Origin of the sequence: Limnohabitans sp. (assembly GCF_046052825.1) — a bacterium.
Lineage (GTDB): Bacteria > Pseudomonadota > Gammaproteobacteria > Burkholderiales > Burkholderiaceae_C > Limnohabitans.
The window spans coordinates 26,691-43,746 of sequence record NZ_JAVLFP010000076.1 but is presented as its reverse complement, the minus strand read 5'-3'; the positions used below and the strand labels follow the sequence as shown (position 1 = coordinate 43,746).

Sequence of the window (17,056 nt, the reverse complement as noted above, 5' to 3'; positions counted from 1 at the left end):
GATCTACACGAGCCTTATCGTCGGCAGCGTCAGATGTGTATAAGAGACAGGGCGTAGCCGGTGCGCTCATGTGAACCACGGTTTTGTGGTCGGCACTGGCACTGACCGCATCACGCAGCGCAAAGAACGTTGAGAGCGCCAACATCAAAGGTGGCTCGCCCACAGCTTTGGAGTTGAACGGTGTGGGCTTGAGGTTGCTGCCATCAAACAGCGTCACATTGAAGTGCTCTGGGATGTCGCCGGCCACCGGAATTTTGTAAGTGCTGGGGCCATGCGTGAGGAACTTGCCCTTCTTGTCCCAAATGCACTCTTCCATAGTCAGCCAGCCCATGCCTTGCACATAGCCACCTTCAATCTGGCCTTTGTCGATGGCAGGGTTGATGCTCTTGCCGGCATCGTGAACGATGTCGACGGCTTTGACCCAATACTCGCCTGTGCGGGTGTCAATTTCTACCTCACTGACAGATGCGCCGTAGCAGTAGTAGTAGAAGGCATGGCCAGTGAGCGTGGCAAAGTCGTACTTAATTTCGGGCGTCATGTAGAAGCCTGTGACAGACAAGCCAACACGGTCCATCCAAGCTTGCTTGGCCACAGCCGTCCACTCTACAGACTTGCCGCCGCCATGTGCCATGCTGTTGGCGAAGGTGACGTCGCTTTCTTGGCAACCCAAAATGTTGGCCGCCACCGGCGCTAAGCGTGCTCGCATTTGCGCAGTGGCATTCATGATGGCTGCACCATTGATGTCGGCGCCGCTTGAAGCAGATGTTGCAGATGCGTTAGGCACCTTCTGTGTGTCGGTGCCTGTCACGCGCACAAATTTAATGTCAATGCCCAAACCATCGGCACAGACTTGCGCCATCTTGGTGTTGAGGCCCTGGCCCATTTCGGTACCGCCATGGTTGCAACTGACTGAGCCGTCCATGTAGATGTTGAGCAAGGCGCCGCCTTGGTTGAGCATGGTGGCGGTGAAGCTGATGCCAAACTTCAAGGGCACCAAAGCCAAGCCGCGCTTGCGCTTGGTGTGGGCCTGGTTGAAAGCGTTCACGCTGGCACGGCGCTCGCGGTACTTGGATTCGGCTTCCACTTGGTTGACCACTTGGTCGCCCACCCAGTCTTCGATCAACTGGTTGTATTGCGTGGTCATGGTGGCAGGGTTGCCCGAAATGGCCGGGTCTTGGTACATGTTGAGCTTGCGCACATCCAGCGGGTCTTTGCCCAAGGTGTTGGCGATTTGCTCAATCACGGTCTCAATGCCAAACATGCCTTGCGGGCCACCAAACCCACGGAAAGCGGTGGCACTTTGGGTGTTGGTTTTGCAGCGGTGGCTGATGAGTTGCAGGTTGGGGATGTAGTAGCAGTTGTCGATGTGCAAACACGCACGGTCGTTCACCGGGCCGGAGTAGTCGGTGCTGTAACCGCAACGCGACAACAAGGCAATGTCGGCACCCAAGATGCGGCCATCGTTGTCAAAGCCCACGTGGTAATCGATGCGGAAGTCGTGACGCTTGCCAGTGATGGTCATGTCGTCGTCGCGGTTGACGCGCAGCTTGACGGGCTTTTGCAGCAAATGGGCGGCCAGCGCAGCGCTCTGGCTGAAGATGCTGGCATTGCCCTCTTTGCCACCAAACGCACCGCCCATGCGACGGCAAATCACTTCGACGTCGTTGGTGGTGAGGTTCAGTGCCGCAGCGGCTTCGCGCTGGTTGCCATCGGGGTGCTGGGTTGACGAATACAAGGTGAGCTGGCCGTCTTCACGGGGCACCGCATAGGTGATGTGGCCTTCGAGGTAGAACTGCTCTTGCTGACCGGTTTCGGTGCTGCCTTTGAGCTGGTGCGGTGCCTTGGCAATCGCATCCGCCGCGTTGCCACGGGTGATGCCCTTGGGCGGCATGACAAACGCTTGCGCGGCCATGGCCTCGTCGATGGTCAAGATGGGCGTGAGTTCTTTCACCTGCACCTTGGCTTTTTTGGCGGCTTCACGTGCGTACAACATGTCGCGCGCCACTACCACCGCCACGGCTTGGCCAATGAACTCGACCTTGCCCACGGCCAAGAACGGATCGTCGTGGTTGATGGGGCCGCAGTTGTTTTCACCCGGAATGTCTTTGGAGGTGTACACCGCCACCACGCCGTGTTCTTTCAAAATGGCGGCACGGTCAATGCCGTCGCCGATCAACTCGCCATGCGCCACCGGCGACAAGATGAGGGCGGCGTACAAGGTGCCCGCCAACTCAGGAATGTCGTCGGTGTAGGTGGCCGAGCCCGTGACGTGCAGGTGTGCCGACTCGTGGATGACGTCGGTGCCTTGTTGCACACCCGAGGCGGGCAACAGGTTTTTGAGGTTGATAGGAGCATTCATTTACGCCACCTCCGAGGTTTGTTCTTCGATGAAATCCAGCACCAAGTTGCGCGCCACCAGTGAGCGGTAAGCCCACGTGGCCCGCAAGCCGTCACGTGCCACAAAACTAGCCGCAATGGCAGCATCCAGTTCAGCAGCACTGACGCTGGCGGGTGTTTTGCCCTCCAGCACCGCTTCGAGCTTGGGCGCACGGCATGGCGAGGGTGCCAAGCCGTTGTAAGCCAGTTTGACGCCGCTGAGCTTGCCGTCTTTGAGGCTGTAGCTGATGGCAGCGCAGGTGGCCGAAATGTCTTGCTCAAAACGCTTGCTGACCTTGTGCGCACGGAACACTTGGCCTGCGACAGGCTTGGGCAAGTCAATGGCTTCGATGAACTCGCCCGGCTGCAACACGTTTTGCTTTTGCCCGGTGTAGAACTGGTCCAGCGCCACGTTGCGGGTTTTGTTGCCACGGCGCAGCACCAAGCTGGCACCCAGCGCCATCAAGCACGGCATGGTGTCGCCAATGGGTGACCCGTTGGCGATGTTGCCCGCCAAGGTGGCGGTAGAGCGAATGGGGGGCGAACCAAAGCGACGCAGCACCTCGGCAAAGTCGGGGTAAGCCTCGGCCACCAGGGTTTCAACCTGCGTCAGCGACACCGCAGCGCCAATGCGCCAGGCCTTGGGGGTGTCGGCCACTTGGCGCAGCTCTTGCACGTTGCCCAAGTACATGATGTGGTCCGGGCGGCTGAACTGTTTGTTCACCTGCAAACCCACCTCGGTGCTGCCTGCCAGCAAGGTGGTGGTGGGGTGCTTGACCAAGTAGTCGGACACCTCGGCCAAGGTGGCGGGCGAGACGAACTCGTTGCCCTTTTTGGTACGCACCACGGGCTGCACGATGATGTCGCCGTCCAGGCTCAAGGTGGGTGTGGCGGCGCGCTTGATCTCTTGCAACAACGGCACATCGGCGCTGTCGTCCACTTTCAAAGCGGTTTTCTTTTCACAGGCTTTGACCGTGGCGTCGATGATGGGGGTGTAACCCGTGCAGCGGCACAGGTTGCCACTGAGCGCATCGGTGATTTCTTGGCGTTTGGGGCTGGTGTTGGTTTGCACCAAATTGACCAAACTCATCACGATGCCAGGGGTACAGAACCCGCACTGAGAGCCATGACAGCCCACCATGGCTTCTTGCACCGGATGCAAGGAGCCGTCGGCTTTTTTCAGGCTCTCCACCGTCTTGACCGATTTGCCATCCAAAGCGGGCAACAACTGGATGCAGCTGTTGACGGGCACATAGTTCACGCCCGTGCCTGCGGCGTTGAGCTCGCCCACCATCACCACACAAGCGCCGCAATCGCCCTCGGCGCAGCCCTCTTTGGTGCCCTTGCGGTGCAGTTGCTCACGCAGGTAGTCCAGGACGGTGGTGGTGCGGCGCACACCTTGGGCTTCGACGATTTGGCCGTCGAGCACAAATCGCACGGTGTTGGTGACTTGGGTCATGGTGGGTGGGGAAGCTAAAAAAATATCGCCAGATTTTAGTGACCTGCACCCCGAATTCGGGGCAGGTATGCCGCTTGGTATACAAATAAATCAGATCCACAGCGCACTAAATAGCTAAATAGACCGCCCTACACTGATGCGATGGAACACAAAGACTATTCTTCTTGGCGCGTCAAACCCAACAGCAGTCTCAAGCTGCGCGATATCGAGACTTTGCCCGCGCCCACAGACTTGCCCACCGAGGAGGCATGGCAAAGCAGCATGCGCAAACTCGGGGACAAGCTCAACAAGCTACAAGGCACTTTGCATGCGGGCAAAAGCCAAGGTTTGTTGTTGGTTTTGCAAGGCATGGACACCGCAGGCAAAGACGGGGTGATTCGCAGTGTGTTCACCCACATCAGCCCTTTGGGCGTGCGTGCTGAGGCTTTTGGCGCGCCCAGCGACTTAGAAAAAAGCCACGACTTTTTGTGGCGGATTCATCCCAAGACACCTGCCTTGGGTGAGATGGTGATCTTCAACCGCAGCCATTACGAAGACGTGCTGGTCACACGCGTGCGCGGCTGGGTGAAAAAAGACACCTGCGAGAAACGGTTTGATGACATCAAGCACTTTGAGAGCCTGTTGGCTGATTCGGGCATCACGGTTTTGAAATGCTATTTGCACATTTCCAAAGCAGAGCAGAAAAAACGTTTGCAAGCTCGCCTGGACGACCCCCACAAACACTGGAAGTTGCAACCCTCAGACTTTGACGATCGCCAACTCTGGCCCAAGTTTGCCGAGGCCTATGAAGACGCGCTCTCAGCCACCAGCACACCCAACGCGCCTTGGTATGTGGTGCCTGCCGACTCCAAGCCCTACCGCGACTTGTTTGTGGCAGACCTGTTGGTACAAACCTTGGAAAGCATGAAGCTGGAAATGCCCAAGCCTTTGTTTGACCTCTCCAAAGTCAAGCTGGACTGAGCGATCGAAACAGAGCGGCCCAGTTGTCCCTTCCCGACTCAAGACCCCCGATACGTCGAGTAACTCCAGGGGCTGACCAACAAAGGCACGTGGTAATGCTGGTCGGTGTGGGCCACACCGAAGTCCAGAATCACTTGGTCTAGGAAGTTGGGTTCTGGCAAAGCCACGCCCTTGGAGGCGAAGTAACCCTTCACGTCAAACACCAGTCGGTAGGTGCCCTTCTTCAGGCTGTCGTTGTCATACAGCAGGCCATCTGGGTTGCGACCATCGTGGTTCAGGGTGAACGATTTCACCAAGCTGGCTTGGCCATTGGCAGTGGTAAACATTGACACCTGCATGCCTGCGGCGGGGCCACCGTGCATGGTGTCTAAAACGTGTGTGCTCAATCCCATGTGTCGCTCCAAAAAAGAGATGGCAACCAAAACGGTTGACTGAAAGTGTATACAGTTTTGGTGTTTGAAGCTATCATTGAACGACAACGACCTTGCCGGAGACTCTCATGGACAGCTCAACCGCCACCCGAAGCATCGTGGATGCGATGACCAAAGCCATCGTGGAACACCGCCTGCACCCAGGCACCAAACTGGCCGAGCAAAAGCTGGCCGATCACTTTGGCGTGTCACGCACCTTGGTGCGTCAGGCCTTGTTTCAGTTGGCACAAAAACGCCTGATCCGCATGGAGCCCGCACGCGGCGCCTTTGTGGCCACCCCTTCCTCTGAAGAAGCGCGCCAAGTGTTTGCGGTGCGCCGCATGCTTGAAGCCGAGATGACGCGCAACTTCGTGCGTCACGTCACGCCAGCCCAAATCAAAGCCCTCAAAGAACACGTGGCAAAAGAAAAAGCCGCGGTGAGCAGCGGCGATGTGCCGGGTCGCACCGACTTGCTGGGTGACTTTCATGTGCGCATGGCCGAATTGATGAACAACCAAGTGCTGGCCCAAATGCTGGGCGAGTTGATTTCACGCTGCGCGCTGATCACGCTGATGTACCAAAGCACCCATGCCGCGGAACACTCGGCCGAAGAGCACGCCGAGATCATCAAAGCCATTGCCGCCAAGGACGAGAAGTTGGCCGTGCGCTTGATGGACGAGCACCTGCGACACGTGGAAGAAAACCTCACCCTCGACCGCAAAGTGCCCAGCAACGACATTGCCATGGCCTTGGCTTGAACTGGAAGCTCCCTATGTCTAACCCCCACGCCGTTTACAACAGCACCGCCCCCTACCCTCGCGACTTGGTGGGCTATGGCCGCACCCCCCCGCACGCCCAATGGCCGGGCCAAGCCCGCGTGGCGGTGCAGTTTGTGTTGAATTACGAAGAAGGCGGCGAGAACGCCACGCTGCACGGCGACGCGGGCAGTGAGATGTTCTTGAGCGAGATGTTCAACCCACCGAGCTTTCCAGACCGCCACCTGAGCATGGAAGGTATTTACGAATACGGTTCACGCGTGGGCGTGTGGCGCATCTTGCGCGAGTTTGAAAAACGCGGCCTGCCCTTGACGGTGTTTGGCGTCAGCATGGCGTTAGAGCGCCATCCCGAACTCACGGCTGCACTGGTCGAGATGGGGCACGAGATTGCCTGCCATGGCTTGCGCTGGATCAATTACCAAACCATCGACGAGGCCACAGAGCGTGCGCACTTAGAGCAGGGCATTGCCATCATCGAGCGTTTGACGCACACCACCCACGGCAACTCGATCCACGGCGCAGGTTGGTACACCGGACGCGACAGCCCCAATACACGCCGGCTGGTGCTCGACCATGGCGGCTTTGCGTACGACAGCGACTACTACGGCGAAGACCTGCCGTTTTGGATGCAAGTGCAAAAAAGCAATGGCGACATTGCCCCCCACTTGGTGGTGCCTTACACCCTGGACTGCAACGACATGCGCTTTGCCTTGCCACAAGGCTTTAGTCAGGCAGAAGACTTCTTCATCTATTTGCGTGACACCTTTGATGCGCTCTACGCCGAAGGCGAAGACGCCCCCAAGATGATGAGCGTGGGCATGCACTGCCGCTTGCTGGGCAAGCCCGGGCGCATCGTGGCGCTGCAAAAGTTTTTAGACCACATCGCCAAACACGACCGTGTGTGGGTGGCGCGGCGCATCGACATTGCCCGCCACTGGAAGCAAGTGCACCCCTACCCAGCCCACGTCTAACCGCATCCGCAGGACACCCCATGAGCACCACGCACATCACGCTGAACCAGATCAACACCCTGCCCCGCGCAGAGGCTGCGGCCTTGCTGACGGGTTTGTACGAACATTCAGATTGGATAGCCGAACAAGCCCTCGACGCGCGCCCTTTTGCGTCTGCTGCCGCGCTCAAACACGCCATGGTCGAGGTGCTCAACCGCGCGGGCCGTGAGCCCCAAGTGGCCTTGGTGCGTGCCCACCCCGAATTGGCTGGCAAAGCCATGGTGACCCAAAGCCTCACCGCCGAATCGACTCACGAACAAAGCAAAGCGGGGTTGACCGACTGCACCCCCCAAGAATTTGCGCACATCCAACAGCTCAACGCCAGCTACAACGCCAAGTTTGGGTTTCCCTTCATCCTGGCGGTGCGTGGCCCACGCGGTGCGGGCTTGACGCGCCAGCAAATCATTCAAACCTTCGAACGTCGCTTGGACAACCACCCCGACTACGAATTGGCTGAGTGCTTGCGCAACATCCACCGCATTGTGGAGATTCGCCTCAACGACAAACTCGGCTACCAACCCACACTCGGCCACGAGGTGTGGGACTGGCACGAATGGCTGGCCCAATTCAGCGATGCAGACGACGCGCTGACCGTGACCTATCTGACCGATGCCCACCAGAAATGCGCCCGCACGATTGAACTGGGGCTTCAAGCCTGCGGCTTTGACGATGTGCGCATTGACGCGGTGGGCAACGTGGTCGGCATCTACAAAGCAGCCACCGAGAACGCCAAAACCTTGATGACCGGCTCGCACTACGACACGGTGCGCAACGGCGGTAAGTACGACGGACGCCTGGGCATTTTTGTGCCCATGGCCTGCGTGCGTGAACTGGCCCGCGCCAAGCAGCGCCTGCCCTTCAACCTGGAAGTGGTGGCCTTTGCAGAAGAGGAAGGACAACGCTACAAAGCCACCTTCTTGGGCTCGGGTGCGCTGGTGGGCGACTTCAAACATGAGTGGCTGGACCAAGCCGATGCCGACGGCGTGACCATGCGCCAAGCCATGCAACACGCGGGCTTGAAAGTGGCAGACATCCCCAAGCTGGCCCGCGATGCATCGAAGTACCTGGGGTTTGTGGAAGTGCACATCGAGCAAGGCCCGGTGCTCAACGAGCGCGACCTGCCACTGGGCGTGGTGACCTCGATCAACGGCAGCGTGCGCTTTGTGGGTGAAGTGGTGGGCGTGTCCTGCCACGCAGGCACCACCCCCATGGACCGCCGACGCGATGCCGCAGCAGCCGTGGCCGAACTGGCCCTGTACGTGGAGCAACGCGCTTTGCGCGACCGCGGTGCTGACGGCCAATGCAACGCCGTGGGTACCGTGGGTTTGCTGACGGTGCCCAATGGGTCCATCAACGTGGTGCCAGGACGCTGCCAGTTCAGCTTGGATTTGCGCGCCCCCACCAACGGCCAACGTGACTTGCTGATGCGCGATGTGCTTAACGCCTTGCAAACCATTTGCACCCGCCGTGGCGTGCACTACACGCTGGAAGAAACCATGCGTGCCAGCGCCGCGCCCAGCGCCCCAGCGTGGCAAGCGCGCTGGGAAGCCGCCGTGCAAGCGCTGGGCGTGCCCTTGTTTCATCTGCCCAGCGGCGCTGGCCACGACGCCATGAAGCTGCATGAGGTGATGCCCCAGGCCATGCTGTTTGTGCGCGGCCAAAACGCAGGCATCAGCCACAACCCACTAGAGAGCACCACCAGCGACGACATGCAGTTGGCCATCGACGCCTTCATGCACTTGTTGCACAACACCCGCGCCTGAGACCTCAGCCTGCACAACGAGACACCCATGACCGACCACAACCACAACGCCGCCTACGCCCAACTCGATGCTTGGATCGACGCCCACTTTGACGAACAGGTGAAGTTCTTGCAAGCCTTGGTGCAAGTGCCCACCGACACTCCACCCGGCAACAACGCGCCCCATGCAGAGCGCACCGCAGAGTTGCTGCAAGGCTTTGGCTACGTCGCCGAAAAACATGCCGTGCCCAGCGACGAGGTGAAGGCCTATGGCTTGGAGAGCCTCACCAACCTCATCGTGCGCCGCACCTTTGCCGAAGGCGGCAAAACCATTGCCCTCAACGCGCATGGCGATGTGGTGCCACCTGGCGAAGGCTGGACCCACAAGCCCTACGGCGGCGAAATTGAGAACGGTGCCATGTATGGCCGCGCCACCGCTGTGAGCAAAAGCGACTTCTCCACCTTCACTTTTGCCACACGCGCTTTGGAATCTCTCGGTCTGCCTCAAGAACCAGAAGGGCAGCCGCTGGTGCAGCTGCGTGGCGGCGTAGAACTGCACTTCACCTATGACGAAGAGTTTGGCGGCGAAAAAGGCCCCGGCTGGTTGCTGGCCCAAGGCCTCACCAAGCCAGACCTCATGATTGCCGCAGGCTTTAGCTACCAGGTGGTGACCGCGCACAACGGTTGCCTGCAAATGGAAGTCACTGTGCAAGGCGAAATGGCGCACGCCGCCATTCCCGACAGCGGCACCGACGCGCTGCAAGGCGCGGTGCACATCTTGAATGCGCTGCACGCACTCAACGCCGGTTACTTGAGCACCACCTCCAAGGTGGAAGGCATCACCCACCCCTACCTCAACGTGGGCCAAATCAGCGGCGGCACCAACACCAACGTGGTGCCGGGCAAAGTGGTGTTCAAACTTGACCGCCGCATGATTCCCGAAGAAAACCCCGTCGAGGTGGAAGCGTCGATTCGCCAAACCATCGAAGACGCAGCCGCTTCATTCAACCCACCGCGCGGCGGCAAACACCTCAAAGTGGACATCAAACGCCTGTTGCTGGCCAAAGCCATGGTGCCACTCGCAGGCAACCAACCTTTGGTGGACGCCATCCAAAAACACGGCGAACAACTGTTTGGCGAGCCCATCCCTGCGGTGGGCACACCGCTGTACACCGATGTGCGTTTGTATGTGGAGCGCGGCATTCCAGGCGTGATTTACGGCGCAGGCCCACGCACCGTGCTGGAGAGCCACGCCAAACGCAACGACGAACGTGTGATGCTGGAAGATGTGCGGCGCGCCACCAAAGTGGTGGCGCGGACGTTGTTGGATTTGCTGAGTTGAGCGATCAAACACCGCAAAAAAACACGGCCCTCATGGGCCGTATTTTTTTGAGCTTCGGTCGGCTTTTCGCAAAACCGCAACGAACGAATGATTGGTTACAAGCTCTCACTGCTCCATTTATTCTTTCCGTCTAGGGTTTTCAGCTAGCCAAATCACATACAAAACTGTATACAGTTTGCGCCACAACGACCTATCAGGAGTTTTTATGACCCAAACCACCCACCCCGTTGATGAACGCTTGCCCACCGGCAAGTTGGCAGCACTCGGGTTGCAACATGTGCTGGTGATGTACGCCGGTGCCGTGGCGGTGCCTCTCATCGTGGGCCGCGCTTTGAAGCTCAGCCCCGAGCAAGTGGCGATGTTGATCTCAGCCGACTTGTTTGTCTGCGGCTTGGTCACCCTCATTCAGTCTTGGGGAGCCACACAGTGGTTTGGCATTCGACTGCCGGTGATGATGGGCGTGACGTTTGCAGCGGTGGCACCCATGGTTTCCATGGCCAACGCCAACCCGGGTGACATAGGCGCGCAGTTGATTTTTGGCGCCATCATTGGCGCGGGTTTTATATCGATCTTGATTGCGCCCATCGTCAGCCGACTGTTGCGGTTTTTCCCGCCAGTGGTGACAGGCACCATCATTGCTGTGATTGGCATCAGCCTGATGCGCATTGGTATCAACTGGATTTTTGGCAACCCGTTTGGCCCCACAGCGCCTTCAATCGTCAACCCAGAGCACGCCAAATGGTTGGCCGATGCAGCCGCTGCTGCATCAGCACCGGGTTCTGTTGTGCCCGCTGTGCCCAAGGGCCTGGCCTTGGTGGCACAAGTGCCCAACCCCAAATATGCAGACCTCACAGGCGTGGGCATTGCCGCACTGGTGCTTGCTTCGATTTTGTTGATCGCCAAGTACGCACGCGGCTTCATTGCCAACATCTCGGTGCTGTTGGGCATCGTCATCGGTGGCGTGGTGGCCACGGCCTTGGGCCTGATGAATTTCGACAAGGTGGGCAAAGCTGCTTGGTTTGATGTGGTGCTGCCCTTCCAGTTCGGCATGCCCGTGTTTGACCCGGTGCTGATCTTGACCATGACGCTGGTGATGATCGTGGTGATGATCGAGTCGACCGGCATGTTCTTGGCCTTGGGCGAAATGACCGACCGTGACGTGGACCGCGCGGCACTGACGCGTGGTTTGCGCACCGACGGTTTGGGCACCTTGATCGGCGGCATCTTCAACACCTTCCCTTACACCAGCTTCTCGCAAAACGTAGGACTGGTTGCCGTCACGGGCGTGAAGAGTCGCTTTGTGTGCGTGGCCGGTGGCATCATCTTGATCGTCTTGGGTGTCATTCCCAAAATGGCGGCCTTGGTCGAGTCACTGCCAACCGTGGTGTTGGGTGGCGCAGGCTTGGTGATGTTTGGCATGGTGGCGGCCACCGGCATTCGCATCTTGGGCGGCGTGGACTTCAAGAACAACCGCTTCAACAGCTTGGTGGTGGCCATCTCGGTGGGCATTGGCATGATTCCGTTGATTGCACCCAACTTCAAGCAATGGATGCCGCACAACCTGCACCCGCTGATTGAGTCGGGCATCTTGTTGGCGTCTCTCTCGGCTGTGTTGTTGAACCTGTTCTTCAACGGGGCCAGCCAAGACGACTCAGCCGCCATCGAGGCTGCACGTCAAGCCGACAGCCATTGACCGTGTCGCGCAGCCGCCTCTGAGCGGCCTGCAAAAAAGCCCGCGATTTGATGCGGGCTTTTTAACTGGAGCGCTCACGCGCTGGCGTTACTTGTTGGCGTTGGGAAAGAACAAGGTTTCGCCCCCCACTTTGTAGCTGGCAATGTTGGCTTGGCCAGCAGGCGAGATCACCCAGTCGACAAATTTTTGCGCCAAGTCAGCTTTGACATGCGGGTACTTGGCGGGGTTGACCACCATCACCCCGTATTGGTTGAACAACTGTTTGTCGCCCTCGACCAAGATTTGCAAGTCTTGTCGGTTTTTGAAGCTCAACCAGGTGCCACGGTCGGTCAACACATAGGCCCCTAAGGACGACGCCATGTTGAGCGCAGGGCCCATGCCACAACCACATTCTTTGTAGCCCGCACCTTTGGCCTCAACCCCTGCTTGCTTCCAATAACGCAATTCGGCAGCGTGGGTGCCGCTTTTGTCGCCACGCGAAATAAAGGGCGCTTGCGCAGACGCCAATTTTTGCAAGGCCGAGGCAATGTCTTTGCCGCGTGTCTTGGCTGTGTCGTTGGCGGGGCCCACCAGCACGAAGTCGTTGTACATGACGGGCCAACGTTTGACAGAAAAACCATCGGCCACAAATTTTTCTTCGGCGGCTTGGTCGTGCACAAACAGCACGTCGGCGTCCCCCCGACGGCCCATGTCCAAGGCTTGCCCCGTGCCCAAGGCGACCACTTTGGCATCGATGCCCGTGGCTTGTTTGAAGGCCGGCAACACATGGGCAAACAAACCCGATTGCTCGGTAGAGGTGGTGGAGGCCATCACGATGGACGGCGCGCTTTGGGCCAAGGCTTGGCTTGCACACAGTGCGCCAGCCACGTAAAAGGCAATCCACCCTCTGAGATGTGAACGACGGGTCATACCAACTCTCCTTTTAAAAACAAATGGGCTTCGGGGTGGCTGTGCACCAGCGATTGGTTAAAAAAATGATCGACTGGCAAGTCGGCCAGAACTCGGCCAGCTTCAAGGTAAATCACGCGCGTGGCCAACCGTTTGACTTGGCCTAAGTTGTGGCTGCTGAACAGCAAAGTGGTGGAGGTGTTGGACACCCAATCGGCGATCAAGCGCTCGACATCGCGCTTGGCATGCGGGTCCAGGCTAGAGGTGGGTTCGTCCAACAACAACAGGTCCGGCTGCAAGGCCCAGGCCCTGGCCAAAGCCAAGCGCTGTTGCTGCCCGCCCGACAGGGTGCGGGCCGAGCGATGCGCCACGTCTTGCAAGCCCACCCGTTGCAAAGCTTGTGCAGCCAGTGTGTGGGCGGCGGTCCACGGGGTGCCTTTCAACCACAAGCCCCAGACCACAAAGCGCAACACACTGGTTCGAAGCATATGGGGTCGCTGGAACACCATGGCTTGACGGGCAGCAGCTTGTGCCTGCACTTGGCCCATGGAAGTAAGCAGCAAACCATGGGCCACACGCAACAAGGTGCTCTTGCCTGACCCATTGGCGCCGACCAAGGCCACGCGCTCGCCGGGTTGAACCGACAGGTGCACGTCACGCAACGCAGCATGCACACCAAACTGCACAGTGACATGGTGCAAAGACAAGACAGGATGGGTCACAGGGCCACCGCCTGGACTGGACTGCTGTGCGAACCGTCCACCGCTTGACGCCACCGCCGCAAGGCAGAAATCCCAAGGTTGAGCACCAGCACCACGGCCAGCAGCACCAGCCCCAAGGCCAAGGCCAGCGGCAAATCGCCTTTGCTGGTTTCGAGCGCAATGGCCGTGGTCATGACGCGGGTGAAGCCTTCGATGTTGCCGCCCACCACCATGACAGCACCGACCTCTGACACAGCACGACCGAATGCCGCAATCAGCACGGTAAGCAAGGCATAACGCTCGTCCCAAGCCAACAACAAACTCCGCAGCCAGGTTTGCGCCCCCAAGGATTGCAATTGTTCGCCGTGGTTGCGCTCGGCATCTTCCACGCATTGGCGCGTCAACGCGGTGACCACCGGCAGGACCAACACCGCTTGCGCCAGCACCATGGCTTTGAGGCTGAACAACCAACCCAAGAAACCCAAGGGCCCGCTGCGTGACAACAACAAATACACCAGCAAGCCCACCACCACCGACGGCAAAGCCAACAAGGTGTTGAGCACCGTCAGCAAGGTGTCCCGCCCAGCAAACCGCGCCACGCCCAACCAGGCGCCCAAGAACACACCGGCTGTGCAGGCCACGCTGCAAGCCAGCAGGCTGACCCACAGCGAGCGGCCCACGATGGACCACAGCACGGGGTCCCAATGAAAGAGGAGTTGCAGCGCAGATTCAACGCTGCCAGAGAAAGAATTCATATCGCTTTAAAAGTTGCGCTATCGTAGTGAGGCTCTTCAAACCTCGCCATATGTAGTCTCGTGCATAGCATCCAACTCCACTACACACTCAACCGCCGTGACGCAAACCCACAGGCACACGACAACGCTTTGCTGCGTCACCCTTTGATGGCGCTGCTGCAAGCGGTGGCCCAGCGTGGGTCTATTTCTGCAGCGGCGCGTGACCTGGGTTTGTCTTACCGCCATGTGTGGGGCGAGCTCAAGCGATGGGAAGAGGTGATGGGGCAAGAGCTGATTGTTTGGGAAAAAGGGCAGTCGGCCAAACTGACTGAATTTGGGGCCAAGTTGATGTGGGCCGAGCGCCAAACACAGGCCCGACTGGCCCCGCAAATTGAAGCACTGCGCGCCGATTTAGAACGCACGTTTGCGGTCGCGTTTGACCCCAAGGCCCATATGCTGACGCTGTATGCCAGCCATGACGATGCACTGCCCCGCTTGCGTGAACACGCCTCCAGCGCCGGGCTGCACTTGGACATTCGCTTTTGTGGCAGTGTGGACGCGATCCGCGCCCTCAATGAAGGGCGCTGCACGCTGGCAGGGTTTCACACCCAAACGCACATGGGCGTGGGCACGCACACACAGCAGGCCTACCAGCATCTGCTGCAACCCGGTTTACACAAGATCATCGGATTTGCCAGCCGCACCCAAGGCTTGGTGGTGCCCCCCGGCAACCCTTTGCACCTGCACAGCTTGGCCGATGTGGTGCGAACCCAAGCCCGCTTTGTGCAACGCAGTTTGGGCACCGGCACACGCGTGTTGTTGGATGATTTGTTGCAGAAAGCCCAGCTCGGCAGCGCACAACTCAATGCCCAGCCGGACGATGAGCCGTCGCACACGGCGCTGGCCGAAGCCATTGCAGCGGGTCGTGGCGATGTGGGCTTGGGGCTAGAGAGCACCGCGCGTGCCAGGGGCTTGGGGTTTGTGGCACTGACGCAAGAGCAATTTCATTTGGTGTGTTTGAAGTCGGCTTTAGACACACCTGCGACGCAGGCGCTGCGGCAGGTGCTGCAAACCACCGAGTGGTTGGCGCAGCTCAACACCTTGGCGGGGTATCAAAGCGAGCACAGTGGGGAGGTGCAGTCGCTGCGGGCCTTGCTGCCCTGGTGGACCTTCAAACGCGCCAAAAAGACGAGCCCAAAGCACGCCGGATAATTGGGGCATGGTTTCTTCCTTGCCCTCCCCCTCTATCCCTTCAGTTCCCCGCCTGAGTTCGCTGTCCCACGGCGGCGGCTGTGGCTGCAAGATTGCGCCCGCTGTGCTGCGCGACATCTTGCAAAGCATGCAACACAGCACCGGCTTTGTGATGCCACCGCAACTCTTGGTCGGCATTGAAACCGCCGACGATGCGGCGGTCTACCAACTCAACGACGAGCAAGCGCTGATTGCCACCACCGACTTCTTCATGCCCATCGTGGACGACCCGTATGACTTTGGGCGGATTGCTGCGACCAATGCCATCAGCGATGTGTATGCCATGGGCGGTACCCCCATCATGGCGCTTGGCTTGGTGGGCATGCCCGTCAATGTGTTGCCCGTCGCCACCATCGGGCGCATCTTGCAAGGCGGTCAAGATGTGTGTCACGCGGCTGGCATTCCGATTGCAGGCGGACACACCATTGACTCGGTGGAGCCGATTTACGGCTTGGTGGTGATGGGCTTGGTCCACCCCTCTCAGGTCAAGCGCAACAACGGCGCCCAAGTGGGCGATGTGTTGGTGCTGGGCAAGCCGCTGGGCGTGGGCATTTTGTCGGCAGCCCTAAAAAAAGAAGCGCTCAGCGAGGTGGGCTACCAAGACATGATCCGCCTGACCACACAGCTCAACCGCCCAGGCATTGCCTTGGCCAAACACCCAGGGGTGCACGCCCTGACCGATGTGACGGGTTTTGGCTTGGCCGGTCACGCGCTAGAGCTGGCACGTGGCGCACATGCCCAAGTTTGCATCGATTGGGCACACGTGCCCTTGGTTCACGGTGCGCGGGCGTTGGCGGAACAAGGCTTCATCACCGGCGCATCGGGGCGCAATTGGGCCAGCTATGGCCAAGAGGTGCGGGTCCCCGCTGGCTTTGGTGTGGTGGATCAAGCCCTGCTGACCGACCCCCAAACCTCTGGCGGCTTGCTGGTGAGTTGCGCCGCGGATGCGGTGCACGACGTGCTGGCACTGTTTGCACAAGGTGGCTTTGAACAAGCCTGTGTGATCGGCTCGGTGCAGTCCGGCACAGGCTTGCAAATCAACGGGTAAACCCGATTCTTGCTTGAAGTAATTTCACACAGACTGGGTGAATGTTCATCCTGAAGTATTCAGTTGCGCGCCTGAAATTGGTAGGATCGCAGGTTGCTTAAAAATGGAGACACGCGGTGTCAAAACTTCTTAAATTCGCCTTGGGCGTTGACAAAGCAAGTCAACAATTTGGCCACTTGGCCGCCTTTGCCGTATTGGCTGCGGCCTTGATTTCAGCAGGAAACGCTTTCATCCGCTACGGCCTGGACATCAGCTCCAATGGCTGGCTTGAAATTCAATGGTATTTATTTGCCGCCACAGTGATGTTGGGCGCGCCCTTGGTGCTCAAGCTCAACGAACACGTTCGGGTGGATATTTTTTACGGCCAACTCAAAGGCAACGCCCCGGTGTACATCGACTTATTGGGGCTGGTGGTGTTTTTGTTGCCTGTGATGGTGACTTTGACTTACCTGAGTTTTCCCTTGTTTTTGAAAATGTTGGTCACCAACGAAATGTCGAGCAATGCAGGGGGCCTGATCCGTTGGCCGGCCATGCTGCTGTTGCCGTTGGGCTTTGCATGGATGTTCCTGCAAGGGTTGAGCGAAATCATCAAGCGCGTGGCTTACTTGCAAGGCAAGTTTGAAATGGACACGCACTACGAAAAGCCGGTGCAATAAAGGACACACGA

General features: G+C 58.8%; 15 protein-coding genes. 9 read left to right on the top strand and 6 right to left on the bottom strand.

The window, feature by feature from the left end:
- Positions 1-2,359, bottom strand: a 2,359-nt coding sequence (gene xdhB, locus ACKWJN_RS12955; protein WP_408597535.1) for a xanthine dehydrogenase molybdopterin binding subunit, incomplete at its 3' end; no start/stop codon positions are given.
- Positions 2,360-3,835, bottom strand: a complete 1,476-nt coding sequence (xdhA, locus tag ACKWJN_RS12950) for a xanthine dehydrogenase small subunit (protein ID WP_408597533.1) — start codon at positions 3,833-3,835, stop codon at positions 2,360-2,362. It abuts the gene before it with no gap.
- A gap of 141 nt (positions 3,836-3,976) precedes the next feature.
- On the opposite strand from xdhA, the gene ACKWJN_RS12945 reads away from it, so the two are divergent.
- On the top strand, positions 3,977-4,795 hold the full coding sequence (locus ACKWJN_RS12945) for a PPK2 family polyphosphate kinase (RefSeq protein WP_408597531.1): 819 nt from the start codon (positions 3,977-3,979) through the stop codon (positions 4,793-4,795).
- A 38-nt stretch (positions 4,796-4,833) separates the two neighbouring features.
- On the opposite strand, the gene uraH is transcribed toward ACKWJN_RS12945, so the two are convergent.
- Positions 4,834-5,187, bottom strand: a complete 354-nt coding sequence (gene uraH, locus ACKWJN_RS12940; protein ID WP_108302393.1) for a hydroxyisourate hydrolase — start codon at positions 5,185-5,187, stop codon at positions 4,834-4,836.
- A gap of 107 nt (positions 5,188-5,294) precedes the next feature.
- Here uraH and ACKWJN_RS12935 point away from each other — a divergent pair, with 107 nt between their 5' ends.
- From ACKWJN_RS12935 to ACKWJN_RS12915, 5 genes are all read left to right on the top strand, one after another.
- Positions 5,295-5,963, top strand: a complete 669-nt coding sequence (locus ACKWJN_RS12935; RefSeq protein ID WP_408597529.1) for a GntR family transcriptional regulator — start codon at positions 5,295-5,297, stop codon at positions 5,961-5,963.
- Between the two features lie 14 nt (positions 5,964-5,977).
- Entirely contained in the window at positions 5,978-6,952 is a 975-nt protein-coding gene (puuE, locus tag ACKWJN_RS12930) for an allantoinase PuuE (RefSeq protein WP_408597527.1), read from the top strand.
- 20 nt (positions 6,953-6,972) lie between these two features.
- Complete coding sequence (uraD, locus tag ACKWJN_RS12925) at positions 6,973-8,754, top strand: 2-oxo-4-hydroxy-4-carboxy-5-ureidoimidazoline decarboxylase (RefSeq protein WP_408597526.1); 1,782 nt, start codon at positions 6,973-6,975, stop codon at positions 8,752-8,754.
- A 27-nt stretch (positions 8,755-8,781) separates the two neighbouring features.
- On the top strand, positions 8,782-10,074 hold the full coding sequence (locus ACKWJN_RS12920; RefSeq protein WP_408597524.1) for a M20 family metallopeptidase: 1,293 nt from the start codon (positions 8,782-8,784) through the stop codon (positions 10,072-10,074).
- Positions 10,075-10,279: 205 nt separating this feature from the next.
- Positions 10,280-11,767 (top strand): nucleobase:cation symporter-2 family protein, encoded by a 1,488-nt coding sequence (locus ACKWJN_RS12915; protein WP_408597522.1) that lies wholly within the window; start codon positions 10,280-10,282, stop codon positions 11,765-11,767.
- Positions 11,768-11,854: 87 nt separating this feature from the next.
- On the opposite strand, the gene ACKWJN_RS12910 is transcribed toward ACKWJN_RS12915, so the two are convergent.
- Genes ACKWJN_RS12910 through ACKWJN_RS12900 form a run of 3 tightly spaced genes read right to left on the bottom strand, consistent with a single transcriptional unit; the run spans position 11,855 to position 14,111 of the window.
- A complete protein-coding gene (locus ACKWJN_RS12910) occupies positions 11,855-12,676 on the bottom strand; it encodes a substrate-binding domain-containing protein (RefSeq protein WP_408597520.1) in 822 nt (273 codons plus the stop codon).
- Positions 12,673-13,377 carry an ATP-binding cassette domain-containing protein gene (locus tag ACKWJN_RS12905; RefSeq protein WP_408597519.1) on the bottom strand — a complete coding sequence of 235 codons (705 nt, stop codon included), beginning with the start codon at positions 13,375-13,377 and terminating at the stop codon, positions 12,673-12,675. The genes ACKWJN_RS12910 and ACKWJN_RS12905 overlap by 4 nt, the downstream gene beginning before the upstream one ends.
- On the bottom strand, positions 13,374-14,111 hold the full coding sequence (locus ACKWJN_RS12900; protein ID WP_408597517.1) for an ABC transporter permease: 738 nt from the start codon (positions 14,109-14,111) through the stop codon (positions 13,374-13,376). Before ACKWJN_RS12900 ends, ACKWJN_RS12905 begins: the two co-directional genes overlap by 4 nt.
- A gap of 60 nt (positions 14,112-14,171) precedes the next feature.
- Here ACKWJN_RS12900 and ACKWJN_RS12895 point away from each other — a divergent pair, with 60 nt between their 5' ends.
- The 3 genes from ACKWJN_RS12895 to ACKWJN_RS12885 all read left to right on the top strand — a co-directional run bounded on the left by ACKWJN_RS12895 (position 14,172) and on the right by ACKWJN_RS12885 (position 17,045).
- A complete protein-coding gene (locus ACKWJN_RS12895) occupies positions 14,172-15,302 on the top strand; it encodes a substrate-binding domain-containing protein (RefSeq protein WP_408597515.1) in 1,131 nt (376 codons plus the stop codon).
- 7 nt (positions 15,303-15,309) lie between these two features.
- On the top strand, positions 15,310-16,389 hold the full coding sequence (selD, locus tag ACKWJN_RS12890; protein ID WP_408597513.1) for a selenide, water dikinase SelD: 1,080 nt from the start codon (positions 15,310-15,312) through the stop codon (positions 16,387-16,389).
- A gap of 116 nt (positions 16,390-16,505) precedes the next feature.
- The gene (locus ACKWJN_RS12885) at positions 16,506-17,045 is read left to right on the top strand and encodes a TRAP transporter small permease subunit (protein WP_408597511.1); all 540 of its coding nucleotides are present in this window, start codon (positions 16,506-16,508) and stop codon (positions 17,043-17,045) included.
- Positions 17,046-17,056 lie beyond the last annotated feature (11 nt).

Bases quoted from the DNA above. Each gene is read 5' to 3' on its own strand.
- xdhA (WP_408597533.1), bottom strand. From the start codon at position 3,835: ATGACCCAAGTCACCAACACCGTGCGATTTGTGCTCGACGGCCAAATC.
- ACKWJN_RS12945 (WP_408597531.1), top strand. From the start codon at position 3,977: ATGGAACACAAAGACTATTCTTCTTGGCGCGTCAAACCCAACAGCAGT.
- uraH (WP_108302393.1), bottom strand. From the start codon at position 5,187: ATGGGATTGAGCACACACGTTTTAGACACCATGCACGGTGGCCCCGCC.
- ACKWJN_RS12935 (WP_408597529.1), top strand. From the start codon at position 5,295: ATGGACAGCTCAACCGCCACCCGAAGCATCGTGGATGCGATGACCAAA.
- puuE (WP_408597527.1), top strand. From the start codon at position 5,978: ATGTCTAACCCCCACGCCGTTTACAACAGCACCGCCCCCTACCCTCGC.
- uraD (WP_408597526.1), top strand. From the start codon at position 6,973: ATGAGCACCACGCACATCACGCTGAACCAGATCAACACCCTGCCCCGC.
- ACKWJN_RS12920 (WP_408597524.1), top strand. From the start codon at position 8,782: ATGACCGACCACAACCACAACGCCGCCTACGCCCAACTCGATGCTTGG.
- ACKWJN_RS12915 (WP_408597522.1), top strand. From the start codon at position 10,280: ATGACCCAAACCACCCACCCCGTTGATGAACGCTTGCCCACCGGCAAG.
- ACKWJN_RS12910 (WP_408597520.1), bottom strand. From the start codon at position 12,676: ATGACCCGTCGTTCACATCTCAGAGGGTGGATTGCCTTTTACGTGGCT.
- ACKWJN_RS12900 (WP_408597517.1), bottom strand. From the start codon at position 14,111: ATGAATTCTTTCTCTGGCAGCGTTGAATCTGCGCTGCAACTCCTCTTT.
- selD (WP_408597513.1), top strand. From the start codon at position 15,310: ATGGTTTCTTCCTTGCCCTCCCCCTCTATCCCTTCAGTTCCCCGCCTG.